This is a genomic window from Geodermatophilus sp. URMC 61, assembly GCF_052931555.1.
This window is the reverse complement of the sequence record NZ_JBRFHZ010000002.1, coordinates 1,018,390-1,038,196: the sequence shown is the minus strand read 5'-3', so window position 1 is coordinate 1,038,196 and position 19,807 is coordinate 1,018,390. Positions and strand designations below refer to the sequence as shown.

Sequence of the window (19,807 nt, the reverse complement as noted above, 5' to 3'; positions counted from 1 at the left end):
CCAGCGCGCATCGCTCGGTGCGGGACGGCGGCCGCGCCCGGTGGCCCACCCCGAGCCTGGGGGTGAGGAGGACGGGTCCTCTCAGACCCCTGCGGCCGAGCGCAGCGCCTCGACGCGGTCCAGCCGCTCCCAGGGCAGGTCGACGTCGGTGCGGCCGAAGTGGCCGTAGGCGGCGGTCGGGGCGTAGATCGGGCGCAGCAGGTCCAGGTCGCGCACGATCGCGCCGGGGCGCAGGTCAAAGACCGTGCCGATCGCCTTCTCGAGGACGTCGTCGGCCACCGAGCCGGTGCCGAAGGTCTCGACGAACAGGCCGACCGGGTGCGCGGCGCCGATGGCGTAGGCGACCTGCACCTCGCACCGGCGCGCCAGCCCGGCCGCGACGACGTTCTTGGCCACCCAGCGCATGGCGTAGGCGCCCGAGCGGTCGACCTTCGACGGGTCCTTGCCGGAGAAGGCGCCGCCGCCGTGGCGGGCCATGCCGCCGTAGGTGTCGACGATGATCTTGCGGCCGGTGAGCCCGGCGTCGCCCATCGGGCCGCCGATGACGAACTTGCCGGTCGGGTTGACCAGCAGCCGGTAGCCGTCGGTGGGCAGGCCGAGAGCGGCGAGCTCGGGCTCGACCACCAGCTCCTGCACGTCCGGAGTGAGCAGCTGCTCGATCGAGATGTCCTCGGCGTGCTGCGAGGAGACCACCACGGTGTCGACGCCGACCGGGCGGTCGTCCTCGTAGACCACCGTGACCTGCGTCTTGCCGTCGGGGCGCAGGTAGGGCACCGAGCCGTCCTTGCGGACCGTCGAGAGGCGGCGGGACAGCCGGTGGGCCAGCGCGATCGGCAGCGGCATGAGCTCGGGGGTCTCGTCGGTGGCGTAGCCGAACATCAGGCCCTGGTCGCCGGCGCCCTGGCGCTCGATCTCGTCGTCGGTGACCCCCGCGGTGCGCGCCTCGTAGGCGGTGTCCACGCCCTGGGCGATGTCCGGCGACTGCGCACCGATCGAGACGCTGACCCCGCAGGAGGCGCCGTCGAAGCCCTTGCGGGAGGAGTCGTAGCCGATGCCGAGCACGGTCTTGCGGACGATGTCGGCGATGTCGACGTAGCCCGCGGTGGTGACCTCACCGGCGATGTGGACCTGCCCCGTGGTGATCAGGGTCTCGACGGCGACGCGGCTGCGCGGGTCCTGCTCGAGCATCGCGTCGAGGATGGCGTCGCTGATCTGGTCGGCGATCTTGTCCGGGTGGCCCTCGGTCACCGACTCGGACGTGAAGAGGCGGCGTGACACGCGGTACTCCCTGGGGTCGGGGACGTCGGGTGGACGCCCGGGCGTGGGCGTCTCGTCGGGTGCACGTTACCGGCGCGCGCCGTCGGCGGTGTCGGGCTCAGGCCAGCCGGGGGCCGACGACGTCCCAGATGCCGGCGGCCACGGCGTCCTTGCTGCCCTCGGGCAGCTCGGTGGCGGTGCCGTCGGCGGCCAGGACGACGGCGGCGTTGTCGGCCCGGCCGAACACCCGGCCCTCCGAGACGTCGTTGACCACGAGCAGGTCGCAGCCCTTGCGCGCGAGCTTGGCGCGGCCGTGGGTGAGCACGTCGGCCTCGTCGTCCCCTGTCTCGGCGGCGAAGCCGACGACCAGCTGACCGGCGGGGCGCTTGGTCACCAGCTCGGCCAGGACGTCGGGGTTGCGCACCAGCGGGACGTCCTCGGGCTCGGCACTGCTGCCCTTCTTCAGCTTGGTGAGCGCGACCGTGGCCGGCCGGAAGTCGGCGACCGCGGCGGCCATGACCACGACGTCGGCGTCCTCCGACTCCGCGAGCACCGCCGTGCGCAGCTCCTCGGCCGTGCCGACGCCGACGACGCGGACGCCGAAGGGCGCCGGCAGCTCCACGTTGGCGGCGACCAGCACCACCTCGGCGCCGCGGGCAGCAGCGACCCGGGCCAGCGCCCAGCCCTGCCTGCCCGACGAGCGGTTGCCCAGGAAGCGGACGGGGTCCAGCGGCTCCCGGGTCCCTCCGGCGCTGACCACGACGCGGCGACCGACGAGGTCCGGGGCGAGGGCGGCGGGGCCGGCGGTGAGCACCACCGAGGCGAGCGCGGCGATGTCGGCGGGCTCGGGCAGCCGGCCCGGGCCGGAGTCCGGGCCGGTGAGCCGGCCGACGGCGGGCGGCAGCACGATCGCGCCGCGGCGGCGCAGCGTGGCGACGTTGTCCTGGGTGGCCGGGTGCAGCCACATCTCGGTGTGCATGGCCGGGGCGAACACCACCGGGCAGTGCGCGGTGAGCAGGCTCGCGGTCAGCAGGTCGTCCGCCCGGCCGGCGGCCGCGCGGGCCAGCAGGTCGGCGGTGGCCGGCGCGACGACGACGAGGTCCGCGGTCTGCCCGATGCGGACGTGGGCCACCTCGTCCACGTCGGACCACACGTCGGTGGTGACCGCGTTGCCCGACAGCGCCTCGAAGGTGGCCGCACCGACGAAGCGCAGGGCCGACGGCGTCGGGACGACGCGGACGTCGTGCCCGGACTCGGTGAACGCGCGCACCAGCAGGGCGGCTTTGTAGGCGGCCACGCCCCCGGCGACGCCCAGCACGATGCGGCTCATGCCGTCCATCCTCCACACACGACGAGGCACCCGGCTCGCGCCAGGTGCCTCGTCATCACGCAGGGGACCGTCGTGGCCCCGTCCCGGGCCCCACCCTGAGCTTGCGGGGGGTGGGGAGGACGGGGTCCTTATTCGCCGGCGGTGTGGGTCAGCAGACCCTCGTTGATCTCGCGCAGGGCGATGGAGAGCGGCTTCTCCTGCGGGGCGGTGTCGACCAGCGGGCCGACGTACTCCAGCAGGCCCTCGGAGAGCTGGCTGTAGTAGGCGTTGATCTGGCGCGCGCGCTTGGCGGCGAAGATCACCAGGCCGTACTTGCTGCTGGTGCGCTCGAGCAGCTCGTCGATCGGCGGGTTGGTGATGCCCTCGGGGGCGGGTGCGACTCCGGACACGGGCGGGCGTGCTCCTCAGCTCGTCATCGGGGAGTGGCGGGCGGCGCTGCCAGGCCCCGTCACTCGGACGCGCCGCTGCTCCGGAGGGACCCGGGCGACGGCGCAGTCAGCAAGCCTACCAACTCGTCGGCAGCCCGGGCCACGTCGTCGTTGACCACCACCACGTCGAACTCCCCCGCGGCGTCGAGCTCGGCCTGCGCGATGCGCAGCCGCTCCTCCTGGACGGCCGGCGGCTCCGAGCCCCGTCCGGCCAGCCGACTGACCAGCTCGCCCCAGGACGGCGGGGCCAGGAAGACCAGCTGGGCGTCGGCGTCGCGGGCCCGGACCTGCCGGGCACCCTGGAGCTCGATCTCCAACAGCGCCGGCCGCCCGGTGGCGAGCTGCTCGCGCACGGGGGCAGCCGGCGTGCCGTAGCGGTTGCCGGCGTACTCGGCCCACTCGAGCAGGCCGTCCTCGGCGATCAGCCGGTCGAACTCGGCGTCGCTGACGAAGTGGTAGTGCACCCCGTCGACCTCACCGGGCCGGCGCCGGCGGGTGGTGGCCGACACCGACACCCACACCTCGGGGTGCCGGCGCCGGACCTCCGCCACGACCGTGCCCTTGCCGACCCCCGAGGGGCCGGAGAGCACGGTCAGCCGTGCCGGGGTGTGCTCCGGGGCGGCAGCTGCCACGCGTCGTCGTCCTCGACCTCCGGTGCCTGGTCCTGCGGGTCAACCCTCGACGGGAACCTGCTCGGTCGCGACCTTCTCGCCGCCGAACTCCGTCTCGAGGGCCCGGCGCTGGTTGGCACCCAGACCGCGCACCCGGCGGGTCGGGGAGATCTCGAGCCGCTCCATGATCTTCGCAGCCCGGGCCTTGCCCACTCCGGGCAGGGACTCCAGGACCGCGGAGACGCGCATCTTGCCGATCACCTCGTCGGTCTCGCCCTGGCGCAGGACGTCACCGACCGTGGCGCCCTTGCTCTTGAGCCGCTCGCGCAGCTCGGCCCGGGCCTTGCGGGCGGCCGCCGCCTTCTCGAGAGCCGCGGCACGCTGTTCGGGGGACAGGTCAGGGAGGGGCATGGTGCGACCCAATCTGTCGTCGCCGGCCACCTGTTCGACCGGCGGGGCTCTGACTGTGTCGGGGGGCAGGACTCACTGCTGAGCCTGTCGGCCAACCTAGCTCTCCCTATATGCGCAGGTCACGGGGGTCTGACCCCTCGGTTTCACGCAATCCGTGAAGCGCCCGTGACCCTGCGTCGCCAAATGTGGTGACCCACGGTCATCCGTGCAGGTCAACGACGGTTGTCGCCGCTCCTCGGTGCCGGACGGTTCCGGCCGCAAACCTCCGACACGCCAGTGCGACACGCCGGAGACCTCGGGAAACGCGCTGGTGAACGGCCGCACGACCCGGTTCAGGAGGGGGTCGCGGTCCCCCTCCGGGCGAGCGCGGGCCCGGCTCGCCTCAGCCGGCGAGCTCCCCGGCCCAGCGCTCGGCGGCGGCACGCAGCCGGGCGGGGTCGGGCCCGGCGGCGAGCACGTCCCGTGACACGGTCGGGACGACGGCGGTCCCGCGGCCGAACAGCCGGCGCAGGTCGGCCACCGACCCCCCCTGCGCGCCCAGCCCCGGGGCGAGCACCGGCCCGCCGAGGCCGGTGAGGTCGACGTCCAGCTCGCGCAGCGTGGCCCCGACGACGACGCCGAAGGACCCGGACCCGTCGGCGGCGTTCCAGCCCCGCACGGTGTCGACGACGACCTGCGCGACCGACCGGCTGTCCACGACCGCGTGCTGCAGCGTGCCGGCGTCCGGGTTGGAGGTGCGGGCCAGCACGAACAGCCCGCCGCCGTGCTGCCGGGCGGTGTCGACGGCCGGCTGCAGCGAGCCGGGCCCGAGGTAGGGGCTGACGGTCAGGGCGTCGGCGGCCATCGGGTGGTCCGGGCGGAGGTAGCCGGCGTAGCCGTCCATCGTCGAGCCGATGTCCCCGCGCTTGGCGTCGAGCAGCACGAGCGCACCGGCGGCGCGGGCGCGGGCGACGCCGTCCTCCAGCACGGCCAGGCCACGCGAACCGTGCCGCTCGTAGAAGGCCAGCTGCGGCTTGAGGACGGCGACGGTGCCGGCGAGGGCGTCGATGACGGTGTCGGTGAAGCGGGCCAGGCCCTCGGGGTCGTCGGGCAGGCCCCAGCGCTCGAGCAGGGGTGCGTGCGGGTCGATGCCGACGCACAGCGGCCCGCGGGCGGCGACGGCGTCGGCGAGGCGCCGGCCGAACGGGACCGTCACGTGCCCTCCTCGCCGGCGCTCGTCGGGCCCGTGCCGGACCGTGCTGGGTCCATGGGTGACCTCGCGAGCTCGGTCACCTCGCCACCGCCCGGGGCAGGGTGTCGCCCAGCTCGTCGACGCAGTCCCGGGCGAGGAACGGGTTGGCGAAGGCACCCGACGCCGACTGGACCGCGTCGGCCCCGAGGGCGAACAGCGCCGCGAACGAGGCCGGGTCGGTGACCCCGCCCATGGCCAGGACGTCGAAGTGCCGGCTCCCGGCCTCGCGCAGGGCGACCAGCCGACCGGTGAAGTCCAGTGCGGAGTCGCGCACCGCCGCCCCCGACAGCCCGGCCAGCTCGCGGCCGGGGAAGGTCGGTTCGCCGTCGCTGCGCCGCACCCGGCTCTGCAGCGTGTTGATGCCCGCGACGCCGTCGACCAGCGGAGCGAGCCGCGGCACCAGCGCGGCCAGCCGCGGCTCGTCGAGCCAGGACAGCTTGGCGACCAGCCCGGTGCGGTCGTCCAGCGCGCGGCGCACGCCCTCGACCACCGCGACGGTCGCGTCGGCGTCCAGGCACAGCGGCGACTTCACGCCCGGTGCCCCGGGGTTGAGCGTGTTCGGGCAGGACAGGTTCAGCTCGACGACGGTCGCACCGGCCTCCTGCGCCAGCCGGGCGGTGCGGGCGAAGTCGTCGACCAGGGCCGGGCCGTCGCCCTCCCCCATGACGCTGACCAGCAGCAGCTGGTCGTCGTCGACGGCGGCCAGCGACCGCTCGAGGTCGGCCGTCCACTCCTCGGGCGCCAGCGACGGGACGCCGAAGGAGTTGACCGTGCTGACGTCCGGTGACCCGGGCGGCACCCAGTCCCACGGGTCGGCGGTGACCTCGGCGGCGGCGCCAGGGGGCAGGCTGCGCGTCTCCCGCTGCGCGAACACCCAGTTCGGCTGGGCGTTGGGCTCGTGCGCGCGGCTGCGGACGGTCTTGTAGGTCAGCACGCTGTAGCCGTTGCACGCGAAGTGGCGGACCCACTCCTCGCCGCCGCCCAGCACGCAGGCGGGCACGCCGATGGGGAAGCCGACGTCCCGGCCCAGCACCCGCCAGCGCCGTCCGCCGGCGACCGGGCGCTGCGCCAGCCGCGGCCCGACCGGGGTGGTCAGGTTGACGCGGTAGGAACCGAGGAGGTCGTAGGCCGGGGTCGGCAGGCCGGCGTCGGCGAGCACCGCCGCGTGGCCGGCGGAGAACAGCACGCGGGTCAGCAGCGGCAGGTCCGCGTCGCCGACGTCCCCGGCGGCGAGCCGCGCGGCCAGGCCGCGGGCCGCCGCGGCCAGGGCGTCGAGCTCCGGCTGCGGCGGCCGCGCGAAACGGGTCACCCCCGCGAGGAACGCCGCGGGCAGGCCGTCGACCAGCCCGCGGGCGACCAGGTCCTCCCGTACCCGCCCGACGGCGTCGCCCGACGACGCCGTCGTCACGCGCCGGTCCTCGCAGAGGTGCTCGGCCCGCCGGAGGTGCCGCCGAGCGCCGCGTGGACCTCCTGCAGGCTGCGCACCCCGACGTCCCCGCGGCGCAGCGCCTCCACCGCCTGCACCGCGGCGGCCAGCCCCTGCACCGTGGTGATGCACGGGACGCCCTGGCCCACCGCGGCGGTGCGGATCTCGTAGCCGTCCAGCCGGGGCCCGCTGTTGCCGGGGGCGCCGAACGGGGTGTTGACGACGATGTCGACGTCCCCGGCGGTGATCCGCTCGACGACGTTGCCCGGACCGTCGCTGTACTTGCCGACGACCTCGCAGGCCACCCCGTTGCGGCGCAGCACCTGGGCGGTGCCGATGGTCGCCAGCACGCGGAAGCCGAGGTCGGCCAGCCGCTTGACCGGGAAGATCGCCGAGCGCTTGTCGCGGTTGGCCAGGGAGACGAAGACGGTGCCCTCCGTGGGCAGCACACCGTAGGTCGCCGCCTGCGACTTGGCGAACGCCGTCCCGAAACCGGTGTCGAGGCCCATGACCTCGCCGGTGGACTTCATCTCCGGGCCCAGCACGGTGTCGACGTTCTGCCCGTCGACGGTGCGGAACCGGTGGAAGGGCAGCACCGCCTCCTTGACCGCGATCGGGGCGTCCTCGGGCAGGTCGGCGCCGTCGCCGACGGCCGGCAGCACGCCCGCGGTGCGCAGCTCGGCGATCGACTCCCCCACCGCGATCCGCGCCGCGGCCTTCGCCAGCTGCACCGCCGTCGCCTTGGACACGAACGGCACCGTTCGGCTGGCGCGCGGGTTCGCCTCGAGCACGTACAGGACGTCGTCCTTGAGCGCGTACTGCACGTTGAGCAGCCCGCGCACGCCGATCCGGGCGGCCAGCTTCTCCGTGGCCGACCGGATCTTCAGCAGGTCCGCCGAGCCCAGGGTGATCGGCGGCAGCGCGCACGCCGAGTCGCCGGAGTGGATGCCGGCCTCCTCGATGTGCTCCATGACGCCGCCCAGGTACAGCTCGGAGCCGTCGAAGAGCGCGTCGACGTCGATCTCGACGGCGTCCTCGAGGAACCGGTCGACCAGCACCGGGTGCTCGGGGCTGACGTCGGTGGCCTTGGCGATGTAGGCCTCGAGCGTGGCGTCGTCGTAGACGATCTCCATGCCGCGCCCGCCGAGCACGTACGACGGCCGGACCAGCACGGGGTAGCCGACGCTCGCGGCGATCTCCCGGGCCTCGGTGAAGGTGGTCGCCGTGTCGTGCTTGGGCGCCTGCAGGCCGGTGTCGGCCAGCACCCGCGAGAACGCCCCGCGGTCCTCGGCGGCGTCGATCGACTCCGGCGAGGTGCCCAGCACCGGGACGCCGGCGTCCTTGAGCCGCTGCGCCAGGCCCAGCGGGGTCTGCCCGCCGAGGGTGCAGATGACCCCGGCGACCGGGCCGGCGGCGCGCTCGGCCTCGACCACCTCGAGGACGTCCTCGAAGGTGAGCGGCTCGAAGTACAGCCGGTCGGCGGTGTCGTAGTCGGTCGAGACGGTCTCGGGGTTGCAGTTGACCATCACGGCCTCGTAGCCGGCGTCCTGCAGCGCCATGACGGCGTGCACGCAGGAGTAGTCGAACTCGATCCCCTGCCCGATCCGGTTGGGCCCCGAGCCCAGGATCAGCACCGCCGGCTTCTCCCGCGGCTCGACCTCGGTCTCCTCGTCGTAGGAGGAGTAGTGGTACGGGGTGCGGGCGGCGAACTCGGCGGCGCAGGTGTCGACGGTCTTGTAGACCGGCCGCACGCCCAGGCGCCGGCGCAGCGTCCGGACGCCGTCCTCACCGGCCAGCTCGGGACGCAGCGCGGCGATCTGCCGGTCGGACAGGCCGTGCCGCTTGGCACGGCGCAGCAGCTCCGCGGTGAGCGACGGCGCGTCGCGGACCTCGGCGCCGACCTCGCCGACCAGCGCGATCTGGTCGACGAACCACGGGTCGAAGCCGCTGGCCTCGGCGACCTGCTCGACGGTGGCACCGGCGCGCAGCGCGGCCTCGGCGACGTAGAGCCGCCCGTCCACCGGCGTGCGCAGCGCCTCGAGCAGCTCGGCGGCCGACCGGGTGTCCTCCGGCCCGGTCCAGAACCCCGCGGTCTTCGTCTCCGTGGACCGCATCGCCTTGCCCAGCGCCTCGGGGAAGTTGCGGCCCAGCGCCATGACCTCGCCGACGCTCTTCATCGTCGTGGTCAGCCGCGGATCGGCGCCGGGGAACTTCTCGAAGGCGAACCGCGGGATCTTCACGACGACGTAGTCCAGCGTCGGCTCGAAGGCGGCCGGGGTGACGCCGGTGATGTCGTTGGTGATCTCGTCGAGGGTGTAGCCGATGGCCAGCTTCGCGGCGATCTTGGCGATCGGGAAGCCGGTGGCCTTGGACGCCAGCGCGCTGGACCGGGACACCCGCGGGTTCATCTCGATGACGACCAGCCGGCCGTCGGCCGGGTTCACGGCGAACTGGATGTTGCAGCCGCCGGTGTCGACGCCGACCTCGCGCAGCACCGCGATGCCGACGTCGCGCATCCGCTGGTACTCGCGGTCGGTGAGGGTCATCGCCGGGGCGACGGTCACCGAGTCGCCGGTGTGGACGCCCATCGCGTCGACGTTCTCGATCGAGCAGATGACGACCACGTTGTCGCTGCGGTCGCGCATCAGCTCCAGCTCGTACTCCTTCCAGCCCAGCACCGACTCCTCGATGAGGACGGTGTGCACCGGGGAGTCGGCCAGCCCGTGGGAGGCCATGCGGCGCAGGCTCGCCTCGTCGGTGGCGAAGCCCGAACCCAGGCCGCCCATGGTGAAGCTCGGCCGGATGACGACCGGGTAGCCGACCTCGGCGGCGGTCGCCAGCGCCTCCTCGACGCTGCCGCAGACCCGCGAGCGCGGGGCGTCGGCACCGATGGACCGCACGATGTCCTTGAACTGCTGCCGGTCCTCGCCGCGGTTGATGGCGTCGACGTCGGCGCCGATCAGCCGCACGCCGTACTCCTCGAGCACGCCGTTCTCGTACAGGCCGATGGCGATGTTGAGCGCGGTCTGCCCGCCGAGGGTGGCCAGCAGCGCGTCGGGACGCTCCTTGGCGATCACCTTCTCGACGAACTCCAGGGTCAGCGGCTCGACGTAGGTGGCGTCCGCGATCTCCGGGTCGGTCATGATCGTCGCCGGGTTGCTGTTGACCAGGCTGACCCGCAGCCCCTCCGCCTTGAGCACCCGGCAGGCCTGGGTGCCGGAGTAGTCGAACTCGGCGGCCTGGCCGATGAGGATCGGCCCGGAGCCGATCACCATCACGTGGTGGATGTCCGTCCGTCTGGGCATGTCAGGCCTTCTCCCCCGTCGTCTGCTGGACCTCCGGCGGTGGCCCACCGGCCTGCGCGTCCCCGGTGCGGGCGGACTCCATGAGGTCGACGAACCGCTGGAACAGCGGCGCGGCGTCGTGCGGGCCGGCGGCGGACTCGGGGTGGAACTGCACGCTGAACGCCGGGGCCTCCAGCAGGCGCAGCCCCTCGACCACGTCGTCGTTCAGGCCGACGTGGCTGACCTCGACCCGCCCGTAGGGGGTGTCGGTCGGCCGGTCCAGCGGGGCGTCCACGGCGAAGCCGTGGTTGTGGCTGGTCACCCGCACCGTGCCGCTGACCCGGTCGAGCACCGGCTGGTTGAGGCCGCGGTGGCCGAAGCGCAGCTTGTAGGTGCCCAGGCCCAGCGCCCGGCCGAGGATCTGGTTGCCGAAGCAGATGCCGAACAGCGGCCGGCGGGCGTCCAGCACGCCGCGCACCGCCTCGACCGCGTAGTCGGCGGCCGCGGGGTCGCCCGGGCCGTTGGAGAGGAAGACGCCGTCGGGGCCGTGCTCGAGCAGGTCCTCCGCGGTGGCGGTCGCGGGCAGCACGTGGGTCTCCACGCCCAGCGCGGCCAGGTGCCGCGGGGTGGCGGTCTTGATGCCGAGGTCGAGCGCGGCGATGGTGAACCGCTTGTCCCCCACCGCCGGGACGACGTAGGGGTCGTTCGCGGTGACCGACGGCGCGAGGTCCGCGCCGCTCATGCTCTCCGAGCCGCGCACCCGGGTCAGCAGCTCCTCGGCCGAGAGGCCCTCGCTGCTGATGCCGGCGCGCATCGCGCCGCGCTCGCGCAGGTGGCGGGTGAGCGCGCGGGTGTCGATGCCGCTGATACCGACGACGCCCTGCGCGGCCAGCTCGTCGTCCAGGCTGCCGGTGGCCCGCCAGTTGGCCGGGCGGCGGGCGGGGTCGCGGACGACGAAGCCGGCCACCCACATGCGGCGGCTCTCGTCGTCCTCCTCGTTGACCCCGGTGTTGCCGATGTGCGGGGCCGTCATGACGACGATCTGGCGGGCGTAGCTGGGGTCGGTCAGCGTCTCCTGGTAGCCGGTCATCCCGGTGGCGAACACCGCCTCGCCCAGCGTCGTCCCGACCGCGCCGTAGGCCTCGCCCCGGAACGTGCGCCCGTCCTCCAGGACGAGGATCGCGTCGGTCACTGGACCGCTCCCCTCGGGTGCGAGATCTGCACACTCGTCGCCTTCGGGGTCCTGGAGGCGACGAGTGTGCAGATCTCGCCGCCGAAACGCTGCCGCGTCAACGCTGTGCCTTTCCGTCGAGCACGGTCGCCGTCCCCCGCAGGAACGTGGCGACCACCCGGCCGGGGAGCTCCCGGCCGGCATAGGGGCTGTTGCGGCTGCGGCTGGCCAGCGCGGCGGGGTCGACGACCGCGCGCGTGCCGGGGTCCAGCAGCAGCAGGTTGGCCGGCTCGCCCGGGGCCAGCGGGCGGCCGTGACCGTCGAGCCGGCCGATGGCCGCCGGCCGGGCCGACATCCGGTCGGCGACGCCGCGCCAGTCGAGCAGGCCGGTCTCCACCATCGTCGCGACGACGACCGAGAGCGCCTGCTCCAGGCCGAGCATCCCGGGCCGGGCGCTGGCCCACTCCGTCTCCTTGTCCTCGACGGCGTGCGGCGCGTGGTCGGTGGCCACCGCGTCGATGACGCCCTCGGCCAGGCCCGCGCGCAGCGCCTCGACGTCGGCGTCGGTGCGCAGCGGCGGGTTGACCTTGAAGACCGGGTCGTAGCCCTCGGCGCACTCGTCGGTGAGCAGCAGGTGGTGCGGGGTGACCTCGGCGGTGACCTGCACCCCACGGGACTTCGCCCAGCGGAGGATCTCCACCGAGCCCGCGGTCGAGACGTGACAGACGTGCAGCCGGGCGCCGACGTGGTCGGCGAGCAGCACGTCGCGGGCGATGATCGCCTCCTCGGCGGCGGCCGGCCAGCCGGTCAGCCCGAGGCGGGCCGAGCGGTCGCCCTCGTGCATCTGCGCGCCGACGGTCAGCCGCGGCTCCTCGGCGTGCTGGGCGACCACGCCGTCCAGCGCCTTGACGTACTCCAGCGCCCGGCGCATCAGGGCGGGGTCGGCGACGCAGTGCCCGTCGTCGGAGAACACGCGCACCCGGGCGGCGGAGTCGGCCATCGCACCGAGCTCGGCCAGCCGCTCGCCCCGCAGCCCCACGGTCACCGCGCCGACCGGGACGACGTCCACCAGGCCGGCCTCCTGGCCCAGGCGCCACACCTGCTCGACGACGCCGGCGGTGTCGGCGACCGGGTCGGTGTTGGCCATGGCGTGCACCGCGGTGTAGCCGCCGAGCGCGGCGGCGCGGCTGCCGGTCTCGACGGTCTCGGCGTCCTCCCGGCCGGGCTCGCGCAGGTGGGTGTGCAGGTCGACCAGGCCGGGCAGCGCGACCAGCCCGGCGGCGTCGACGACGTCGGCGCCGGGGGCCGACAGAGACTCGCCGACCGCGGCGATCCGGCCGTCCTCGACCAGGATGTCGGTGGCGTCCTCGCCGTAGGGGCGGGCGCCCGTGATGAGGTACGTCATGAGGGGGCGCCTCCCAGCAGCAGGTAGAGCACGGCCATGCGCACGGAGACCCCGTTGCCGACCTGCTCGACGATCGTGGAGCGGACCGAGTCGGCCACCTCGGCGGCGATCTCCATCCCGCGGTTCATCGGGCCCGGGTGCATTACGATCGCGTCGTCGCCCAGGGCGCCCATCCGGTGCGCGTCCAGGCCGTAGCGGCGGCTGTACTCGCGGGCGCTGGGGAAGTACGAGGCGTTCATCCGCTCGGCCTGGACCCGCAGCATCATCACCACGTCGGCCTTGGGCAGGACGGCGTCCAGGTCGTAGGAGACCTCCGCCGGCCAGCTGCCCACCCCGACCGGGAGCAGCGTCGGCGGCGCGACCAGGGTGACCTCGGCGCCGAGGGTGTGCAGCAGCCACACGTTGGAGCGGGCCACCCGGCTGTGCAGCACGTCGCCGACCACCGCCACGCGCACGCCCTCGAGCCGGCCCAGCCGGTGGCGGATCGTGTAGGCGTCCAGCAGCGCCTGGGTGGGGTGCTCGTGGGTGCCGTCGCCGGCGTTGACCACGCTGCCGCGCACCCAGTTCGCCAGCCGGTGCGGCGCGCCCGACGCCGAGTGCCGGACGACGATGGCGTCCGAGCCCATCGCCTCCAGGGTCAGGGCGGTGTCCTTGAGGCTCTCGCCCTTGGAGACGCTGCTGCCCTTGGCCGAGAAGTTGATGACGTCGGCCGACAGGCGCTTGGCGGCCAGCTCGAAGGAGATCCGGGTGCGGGTGGAGTCCTCGTAGAAGAGGTTGACCACCGTCCGCCCGCGCAGCGTGGGCAGCTTCTTGACCTCGCGGCCCGCCAGCGCGGCGTCGATCTGCGCGGCGGTGTCGAGCACCAGTGTCGCGTCGGCGCGGTCGAGGTCTGCGGCCTCCAGCAGGTGCCGCTTCACGCTGTGCTCCCCTGTTCGGCTCCGCGGTCGCTCCGCTCCCCGCTCGCAGAGCTCGCTGCGATGCCCACTCCCCGTCGCTTCACGCCGGCCCCTCCGTGACCAGGACGGCGTCCTCGCCGTCGACCTCGGCCAGCCGGACCTTCACCGACTGGTCGCGAGAGGTGGGCAGGTTCTTGCCCACGTAGTCGGCGCGGATGGGCAGCTCGCGGTGGCCGCGGTCGACCAGCACCGCGAGCTGCACGGCGCGCGGGCGGCCGAGGTCGCGCAGCGCGTCCAGCGCCGCGCGCACGGACCGGCCGGAGTACAGGACGTCGTCCACCAGGACGACGAGCCGGCCGTCGATGCCGCTCTCGGGCAGCACGGTCTCCTCCAGCGCGCGGACGCCACGCATGCGCAGGTCGTCGCGGTAGAGCGTGATGTCGACGGTGCCGACGTCGACCGGGGACCCGGAGAAGGCGTGCACGCGGGCGGCCAGCCGGCGGGCGAGCGGGGCGCCGCGGGTGGGGATGCCGACGAGGACGACGCCGGCGAGGCCGTCGCCCCCCGAACACTTCTCGATGAGCTGGTGGGCCATCCGGTCGACCACGCGGGTCACGTCGGCGGCGGAGAGGACCGGGGACGGCGACGGTGCGTCGCCGTGGGCACGCTCGGTCGTGCTGGCCATCAGGCCTCCTTCCCCGCCTCACGGGACGGGTCGTTAAAGGAGTGGTCGGACCGGCATCGACCGTACTGCACGCTGCGGTGTGACCCGCGACGCGCCCGGGACGGGCCCGATCGCGGCCCTTGTGACCCGGAGGAGTGCCCCGGTGTCATCGGACCCGCTCGACCAGTACGCTCCGTGACGACAACCCGCCCCCGACGACGGACAGTGAGCAGGAAGCGATGAGCACCGACTACTCACGGGCCCTCGGTGCCCGGCTCCGCGCCATCCGCAACCAGCAAGGCCTCTCGCTCCAGGGAGTCGAGGACAAGTCACACGGCCGCTGGAAGGCCGTGGTCGTCGGCTCGTACGAGCGCGGCGACCGTGCGGTGACCGTGCAGCGGCTCTCCGAGCTCGCGGTCTTCTACGGGGTCCCGGTCTCCGAGCTGTTGCCCGACCCGCGGCCCAGCTCGGCGGTCACCTCGACGACGAAGATCGTGCTGAACCTCGAGTCGCTCGGCTCGCTGCCCGCGGACGAGGCCGGCCCGCTGGCCCGGTACGCCTCGACCATCCAGGCCCAGCGCCACGACTACAACGGCAAGGTCCTCTCCATCCGCGCCGAGGACCTCAAGTCGCTGGCGATCATCTACGACATGAGCCCCGACGAGCTGACCAGCCGGCTCATCGAGTGGGGTGTCCTCTCCCCCGGCATGGAGAGCGTCGTCGGCTTCGGTGGCGACGAGGACGAGGACGAGGTCAACCCGAACTGGGAGCGCCGCCGCACCCCGCGCTGAGCGAGAGGACCCCGTCCTCCGCACGGTCGGAGGACCCCGTCCTCCCCACCCTCCGCGGGCTCGGGGCAGTGCCCTGGACGGGCCGCCGTGGGCCTCGGACGGGGCCGGGACGCCGAGGGCCCACTCCGACGATCGGAGTGGGCCCTCGGCGTATCAGCACGGCCGGTGGCGCCGTCGTATGGCAGTCGACGCCGCCGGGCACCGGTCGCTGACCGCCCGGCGATCGACACGCACGGGAGTACGTGAGGCGTGGGGACGCCGGTGTGCCGCCGTGCGGCCCTCGTTCCACCGTCCACGGAAGAGGTGCCATGCCTGCAGTGGTCATGGAGGCGGTGACCAAGACGTACCGCGGTCGTCGTGGGCGCCCGCCGCAGAAGGCGCTCGACGACCTCGACCTGGTGGTCGAGTCCGGCGGTGTCCACGGGTTCCTCGGCCCCAACGGCTCGGGCAAGACGACCTCGATCCGCGTGCTGCTCGGCCTGGTCTCCCCCGACTCCGGGACGGTGCGACTCCTCGACCGCCCGGTGCCCCAGGCCCTGGCGGAGGTGGTCGGCCACGTCGGCGCCCTGGTCGAGACCCCGCTGTTCTTCCCCGCCTTCTCCGGTCGCCGCAACCTGCACCTGCTGGCCGAGGTCGCCGGCGTCCCGCGGACCCGGGTCGAGGAGTGCCTGGAGACCGTCGGTCTGCGCGAGCGGGCCGACGACCGGTTCAGGGGCTACTCGCTCGGCATGAAGCAGCGGCTGGGCATCGCCGCGGCCCTCCTCAAGCGCCCTCGGCTGCTCATCCTGGACGAGCCGAGCAACGGGCTGGACCCGGCCGGCATCCGCGACGTCCGCGAGCTGATCCGCCGCCTCGGGCGGGACGGGCGCACCACCGTGCTGCTCTCCTCCCACCTGCTCGCCGAGATCCAGCAGGTGGCCGACTCGGTGACCATCCTGACCCGTGGCCGCCGCGTGGCCTCCGGGCCGGTCGCCGAGGTGCTGGCCGGCCGCGCCACGCGCGACGTCGTCGTCCGCGTGCCCGACCGGGGAGCGGCCGCCGCGGTGCTCCAGTCGGCCGGCGTGGCCGTGTCCCCCTTCGACGACGCCCGCGGGCCGGCCCTGGCCCTGCACGAGGTCGACTCCCCCGGTGAGATCACCCGCCTGCTCGCCTGCCACGGGCACTACCTGGAGGAGCTCACCCCGGTGCACGCCGACCTCGAGACGGCCTTCCTCGCCATCACCGGGGAGCCGGCATGAGCGCCGTCGTCGGGCGGCCGCCCGCACCGGCCGAGGGGCCGCCGGTCCCGCAGGGCCCGGGTGGCCTCCTGCGCGCGGAGCTGCACCGGTTCCGCGCCCGCCGGTTCGTGCAGGTCCTCTTCGGGCTGGCGGTGCTGGGCTGGCTGGCCACGACCGTCATCAGTCTCACCCAGGTCGGTCCCCCGACCGCGCCAGGGCAGGCCGCGGACCCGCCGTTCTCCTTCGCGCAGAGCACCGTCCCCGGGGCCATCGGGTTCGCCGTGGCCGGGAGTGCGCTGGCGCTCGTGCTGGGGGCGACCTGGATCGGCGCCGAGTGGTCGACCCGCTCGGTGGTGTCGCTGCTGGTCTGGGAGCCCCGACGGGTCCGCGTGATGGCGGTCAAGCTGGCGGCGCTCACGCTCGGCGCGGCCCTGCTCGGGATCACGTTGCAGGCGGCCTGGCTCGCGACGGCGGGCATCCTCGACGCGACGGCCGGCGACGGCCGCGCTCTGCCCGACGGCTTCTGGGGCGACCTGCTCGGCACCCAGGCGCGGGGTGTGCTGCTCACCGTCCTGGCCGCGGTCGGCGGCTTCGGCCTGGCCTCCCTGGTGCGCAACACCGGGGCGGCGCTGGGCATCGGGTTCGTCTACCTCGCCGTCGTGGAGACCGCCGTCGCCGTCCTGCGCCCGGCCTGGCAGCCGTGGCTGCTGACCAGCAGCGTCGCGGGCCTGGTGCTGCCCGGCGGGCACACCGTGGTGCTCGGCGGGGAGGCGGTGGATCCGGCGACCGGCAGCCTCGTCGGGGAGACCCGGGAGATCCTGGTCGGCAACCTGCAGGGCGGGCTGGTGCTGGGCCTGGTCGCCGGAGCCGCCGTCGCCCTCGGCGTCGTCCTCTTCGTCCGCCGCGACGTCCAGTGAACGCCGGGGCCCGGCCGTGGCGTCCCGGCCCCGTCCCGAGGGTCCCGGGGGCCCTGTCCTGGGCACCGCCCTGAGCTCGTGGGAGGAGGTGGGAGTACGGGGGTCTTCAGCTGGTGGGGACCTCGGCGTCGAGGATCGCGCCGAGGACGCCGTTGACGTAGGGCGGCGAGTCGTCGGTCGACAGCGACCGGGCCAGCTCGACGGCCTCGTCGATGACGACCGGGTCGGGCACGTCGTCGACCCACAGCAGCTCGAAGACCGCCATGCGCAGGATCGCGCGGTCGACGTCGGGCAACCGGTCGATCGACCAGCCGCGGGCGTGCCGGTCGATCAGCTCGTCGATGCGGGCGGCGTGCTCGGCCACCCCCTCGACCAGCCGGACGGCGTGGTCGGGGACGGGCGGCGAGGCCAGCGCCACCCGCTCACGCAGCAGCTCCAGCGGGTCGCTGCCTCGGACGTCGGCCTCGTAGAGGACGTCGACGGCGCGCTTGCGCGCCTTGCTGCGGGCAGCCATGCCAGCCCTACCCGGCCGCCCGCGATCAGTTGGCGCGGCCGAGGTACCGGCCGTCGCGGGTGTCGACCTTGAGCTTGTCGCCGGTGTTGACGAACAGCGGGACCTGGATCTGCGCGCCGGTCTCCAGGGTGGCCGGCTTCGTGCCGCCGGTGGACCGGTCGCCCTGCAGGCCCGGGTCGGTGTGCTGGACGACCAGCTCCATGGTCACCGGGAGCTCCACGTACAGCGGCGTCCCCTCGTGCACGGCGACGACGACCTCGGTGTTCTCCAGCATGTAGTCCGCGCCGCCGCCGACGGTCTCGGCCGGGACGTGGATCTGGTCGTAGGTCTCGCCGTCCATGAAGACGAAGTCGGTGCCGTCCTTGTACAGGTACGTCATGTTCCGCTTGTCGACGGTGGCCGTGTCGACCTTGGTGCCGGCGTTGAAGGTCCTGTCGACGACCTTGCCCGAGAGCACGTTCTTCAGCGTGGTGCGGACGAACGCGCCGCCCTTGCCCGGCTTGACGTGCTGGAACTCGGTGACGGTCCAGAGCTGGCCGTCGAGGTTGAGGACCATGCCGTTCTTGAGGTCGTTGGTGGTAGCCATCTAGAGGACCAGCAGTTCCTTGCTCGTGAGGGTCAACAACTCGGGCTCGTCGTCCGTGACGATCAACGTGTCCTCGATCCGGACACCGCCGTGGCCGGGCAGGTAGACCCCCGGCTCCACGGTGACGGCCATGCCGGCGGCCAGCCTACCCGCGCCCAGCTGCCCGATGCCCGGCGCCTCGTGGATCTGCAGCCCGACCCCGTGGCCGAGGCCGTGGGTGAAGTGCTCGGCGTGGCCGGCGGCGGCGATGACGTCCCTGGCCGCGGAGTCGACGGCGACCACGTCGGCGCCGACGGCCAGCGCGGCCCGCCCGGCGGCCTGCGCGGCGGCGACCAGCTCGTAGACCTCGCGCTGCCAGTCGGCGACCTCCCCGCCCACCCCGCCCAGGACGACGGTGCGGGTCATGTCGGAGTGGTAGCCGTCGACCGTCGCGCCGAAGTCGAGCTTGAGGAAGTCGCCCGGCCGCAGCTCGGTGGCGTCCGGCCGGTGGTGCGGGATGGCCGAGTTCGCGCCGGTCGCGACGATCGTCTCGAAGGACGGCGCCTCGGCACCGATCGACAGCATGCGGGCGTCGAGCTCGCGGCCGACCTGCAGCTCGGTACGCCCGGGCCGCAGCGCTCCCTCGGCGGCCAGCTCGGCGAGCGCCGCGTCGGCGACCGCGCAGGCCCGGCGCAGGGCGTCGACCTCGTCGTCGTCCTTGACCGCGCGCAACGCCTCCACGGCGCGCCGCACGCTGGTCAGCTCCGGCACCGTGCCGCCTGCGGCGGCGTCGGTGAGCACCGACTCCAGCGCGCGCAGCCCGTCGACGGTGACGTGGTGGCTCTCGTACCCGATCCGCCCGGCACCCTGCCCCCCTGACCGAGGGCGCACCGCCTCCCGGGCCAGGGCCGCGACGGTGGCCCGGTCGACGAGCAGCTCGACGTCGGGCACCTGGGTGCCGGCCTGGGTCGTGTAACGGCCGTCGGTGCCGAAGACGTCCGGGTGGGCGGGGGACGGATCCGTGCGCAGCAGCAGCGCGCCGTTCGAGCCGGTGAAACCGGTCAGGTACCGCACGTTGAGCAGCTCGGTCACCAGGACGGCGTCCAGCCCGCGCTCGGCCGCCGTCGCCCGCAGCCGCTCCCGACGCTCCGCGTACCTCACCACGTCCTCCGTTCCGCTCCGCGGTCGCTCCGCTCCTCGCTCGCAGACCTCGCTGCGATGCTCACTCCCCGTCGCCTCACGCCACCTCCTGTGCCGCGAGCCACCGGAGCGCCAGCACGTACCCCTGTACCCCGAGCCCGGCGATCACCCCGTCGGCGACCGCGGAGACGTAGGAGTGGTGCCGGAACCCCTCCCGCTTGTGGATGTTGCTGATGTGCACCTCGACCAGCGGGGCGGTCAGCATCGCCAGCGCGTCGCGCAGCACCACCGAGGTGTGCGACCAGCCGGCGGGGTTGAGCACCACCGGGTCGCCGGCGTCCGCCGCGGCGTGCACCCAGCGCAGCAGCTCACCCTCGTCGTCGGTCTGCCGGACCCGCACCTCCAGGCCCAGCTCGACGGCCGCGGCGGCGACCAGCTCGACCAGCTCGGTGTACGTCGTCGTCCCGTACTTCTCCGGCTCGCGGGTGCCGAGCCGGCCGAGGTTGGCGCCGTTGAGCACCTGGATGGTCACGCGAGGGGCTCCCGTCG

Annotated in this window: 19 protein-coding genes; 3 read left to right on the top strand and 16 right to left on the bottom strand. The window is 74.1% G+C overall.

Features of this window, described 5'->3' with window-relative positions:
* Window positions 1-81 precede the first annotated feature (81 nt).
* The 12 genes from metK to pyrR form a co-directional block, all read right to left on the bottom strand.
* Window positions 82-1,278, bottom strand: a complete 1,197-nt coding sequence (gene metK, locus ACU610_RS04880) for a methionine adenosyltransferase (RefSeq protein ID WP_446766590.1) — start codon at window positions 1,276-1,278, stop codon at window positions 82-84.
* A gap of 97 nt (window positions 1,279-1,375) precedes the next feature.
* Window positions 1,376-2,587 (bottom strand): bifunctional phosphopantothenoylcysteine decarboxylase/phosphopantothenate--cysteine ligase CoaBC, encoded by a 1,212-nt coding sequence (coaBC, locus tag ACU610_RS04875; RefSeq protein WP_446766589.1) that lies wholly within the window; start codon window positions 2,585-2,587, stop codon window positions 1,376-1,378.
* A 128-nt stretch (window positions 2,588-2,715) separates the two neighbouring features.
* Window positions 2,716-2,976, bottom strand: coding sequence for a DNA-directed RNA polymerase subunit omega (rpoZ, locus tag ACU610_RS04870; protein ID WP_376876187.1), 261 nt, complete (start codon window positions 2,974-2,976; stop codon window positions 2,716-2,718).
* Between the two features lie 59 nt (window positions 2,977-3,035).
* Window positions 3,036-3,647, bottom strand: coding sequence for a guanylate kinase (gene gmk / locus ACU610_RS04865; protein WP_446766588.1), 612 nt, complete (start codon window positions 3,645-3,647; stop codon window positions 3,036-3,038).
* A 39-nt stretch (window positions 3,648-3,686) separates the two neighbouring features.
* Window positions 3,687-4,037 (bottom strand): integration host factor, actinobacterial type, encoded by a 351-nt coding sequence (gene mihF / locus ACU610_RS04860; RefSeq protein ID WP_446766587.1) that lies wholly within the window; start codon window positions 4,035-4,037, stop codon window positions 3,687-3,689.
* A 382-nt stretch (window positions 4,038-4,419) separates the two neighbouring features.
* On the bottom strand, window positions 4,420-5,232 hold the full coding sequence (gene pyrF / locus ACU610_RS04855) for an orotidine-5'-phosphate decarboxylase (RefSeq protein ID WP_446766586.1): 813 nt from the start codon (window positions 5,230-5,232) through the stop codon (window positions 4,420-4,422).
* Window positions 5,233-5,305: 73 nt separating this feature from the next.
* Window positions 5,306-6,676 (bottom strand): dihydroorotate oxidase, encoded by a 1,371-nt coding sequence (locus ACU610_RS04850; protein ID WP_446766585.1) that lies wholly within the window; start codon window positions 6,674-6,676, stop codon window positions 5,306-5,308.
* Window positions 6,673-9,999, bottom strand: coding sequence for a carbamoyl-phosphate synthase large subunit (gene carB / locus ACU610_RS04845; protein ID WP_446766584.1), 3,327 nt, complete (start codon window positions 9,997-9,999; stop codon window positions 6,673-6,675). The genes ACU610_RS04850 and carB overlap by 4 nt, the downstream gene beginning before the upstream one ends.
* A gap of 1 nt (window position 10,000) precedes the next feature.
* Window positions 10,001-11,170: a glutamine-hydrolyzing carbamoyl-phosphate synthase small subunit gene (carA, locus tag ACU610_RS04840; RefSeq protein ID WP_446766583.1), complete on the bottom strand. Its 1,170-nt coding sequence runs from the start codon at window positions 11,168-11,170 to the stop codon at window positions 10,001-10,003.
* 97 nt (window positions 11,171-11,267) lie between these two features.
* Window positions 11,268-12,554 (bottom strand): dihydroorotase, encoded by a 1,287-nt coding sequence (locus ACU610_RS04835; RefSeq protein WP_446766582.1) that lies wholly within the window; start codon window positions 12,552-12,554, stop codon window positions 11,268-11,270.
* Window positions 12,551-13,471: an aspartate carbamoyltransferase catalytic subunit gene (locus tag ACU610_RS04830; protein ID WP_446766581.1), complete on the bottom strand. Its 921-nt coding sequence runs from the start codon at window positions 13,469-13,471 to the stop codon at window positions 12,551-12,553. The genes ACU610_RS04835 and ACU610_RS04830 overlap by 4 nt, the downstream gene beginning before the upstream one ends.
* Before the next feature lie 79 nt (window positions 13,472-13,550).
* Window positions 13,551-14,135, bottom strand: coding sequence for a bifunctional pyr operon transcriptional regulator/uracil phosphoribosyltransferase PyrR (gene pyrR / locus ACU610_RS04825; RefSeq protein WP_446766580.1), 585 nt, complete (start codon window positions 14,133-14,135; stop codon window positions 13,551-13,553).
* Between the two features lie 218 nt (window positions 14,136-14,353).
* Between pyrR and bldD the strand changes: the two genes are divergently transcribed.
* The 3 genes from bldD (at window position 14,354) to ACU610_RS04810 (ending at window position 17,039) form a co-directional block, all read left to right on the top strand.
* Window positions 14,354-14,905, top strand: a complete 552-nt coding sequence (gene bldD, locus ACU610_RS04820) for a transcriptional regulator BldD (RefSeq protein ID WP_091217936.1) — start codon at window positions 14,354-14,356, stop codon at window positions 14,903-14,905.
* A 308-nt stretch (window positions 14,906-15,213) separates the two neighbouring features.
* Window positions 15,214-16,143, top strand: a complete 930-nt coding sequence (locus ACU610_RS04815) for an ATP-binding cassette domain-containing protein (RefSeq protein ID WP_446766579.1) — start codon at window positions 15,214-15,216, stop codon at window positions 16,141-16,143.
* Window positions 16,140-17,039: a hypothetical protein gene (locus ACU610_RS04810; protein WP_446766578.1), complete on the top strand. Its 900-nt coding sequence runs from the start codon at window positions 16,140-16,142 to the stop codon at window positions 17,037-17,039. The genes ACU610_RS04815 and ACU610_RS04810 overlap by 4 nt, the downstream gene beginning before the upstream one ends.
* A 106-nt stretch (window positions 17,040-17,145) precedes the next feature.
* On the opposite strand, the gene nusB is transcribed toward ACU610_RS04810, so the two are convergent.
* From nusB to aroQ, 4 genes are all read right to left on the bottom strand, one after another.
* Window positions 17,146-17,553, bottom strand: coding sequence for a transcription antitermination factor NusB (nusB, locus tag ACU610_RS04805; protein ID WP_446766577.1), 408 nt, complete (start codon window positions 17,551-17,553; stop codon window positions 17,146-17,148).
* A gap of 25 nt (window positions 17,554-17,578) precedes the next feature.
* On the bottom strand, window positions 17,579-18,139 hold the full coding sequence (gene efp / locus ACU610_RS04800; protein WP_446766576.1) for an elongation factor P: 561 nt from the start codon (window positions 18,137-18,139) through the stop codon (window positions 17,579-17,581).
* Window positions 18,140-19,279, bottom strand: a complete 1,140-nt coding sequence (locus ACU610_RS04795) for a M24 family metallopeptidase (RefSeq protein WP_446766575.1) — start codon at window positions 19,277-19,279, stop codon at window positions 18,140-18,142. It abuts the gene before it with no gap.
* 76 nt (window positions 19,280-19,355) lie between these two features.
* Window positions 19,356-19,790, bottom strand: a complete 435-nt coding sequence (gene aroQ / locus ACU610_RS04790; protein ID WP_446766574.1) for a type II 3-dehydroquinate dehydratase — start codon at window positions 19,788-19,790, stop codon at window positions 19,356-19,358.
* Window positions 19,791-19,807: the final 17 nt, after the last annotated feature.

Coding starts and splice junctions, on each gene's coding strand:
- mihF (WP_446766587.1), bottom strand. CDS start 4,037: ATGCCCCTCCCTGACCTGTCCCCCGAACAGCGTGCCGCGGCTCTCGAG.
- nusB (WP_446766577.1), bottom strand. CDS start 17,553: ATGGCTGCCCGCAGCAAGGCGCGCAAGCGCGCCGTCGACGTCCTCTAC.
- bldD (WP_091217936.1), top strand. CDS start 14,354: ATGAGCACCGACTACTCACGGGCCCTCGGTGCCCGGCTCCGCGCCATC.
- ACU610_RS04815 (WP_446766579.1), top strand. CDS start 15,214: ATGCCTGCAGTGGTCATGGAGGCGGTGACCAAGACGTACCGCGGTCGT.
- efp (WP_446766576.1), bottom strand. CDS start 18,139: ATGGCTACCACCAACGACCTCAAGAACGGCATGGTCCTCAACCTCGAC.
- coaBC (WP_446766589.1), bottom strand. CDS start 2,587: ATGAGCCGCATCGTGCTGGGCGTCGCCGGGGGCGTGGCCGCCTACAAA.
- pyrR (WP_446766580.1), bottom strand. CDS start 14,135: ATGGCCAGCACGACCGAGCGTGCCCACGGCGACGCACCGTCGCCGTCC.
- carB (WP_446766584.1), bottom strand. CDS start 9,999: ATGCCCAGACGGACGGACATCCACCACGTGATGGTGATCGGCTCCGGG.
- ACU610_RS04835 (WP_446766582.1), bottom strand. CDS start 12,554: ATGACGTACCTCATCACGGGCGCCCGCCCCTACGGCGAGGACGCCACC.
- ACU610_RS04810 (WP_446766578.1), top strand. CDS start 16,140: ATGAGCGCCGTCGTCGGGCGGCCGCCCGCACCGGCCGAGGGGCCGCCG.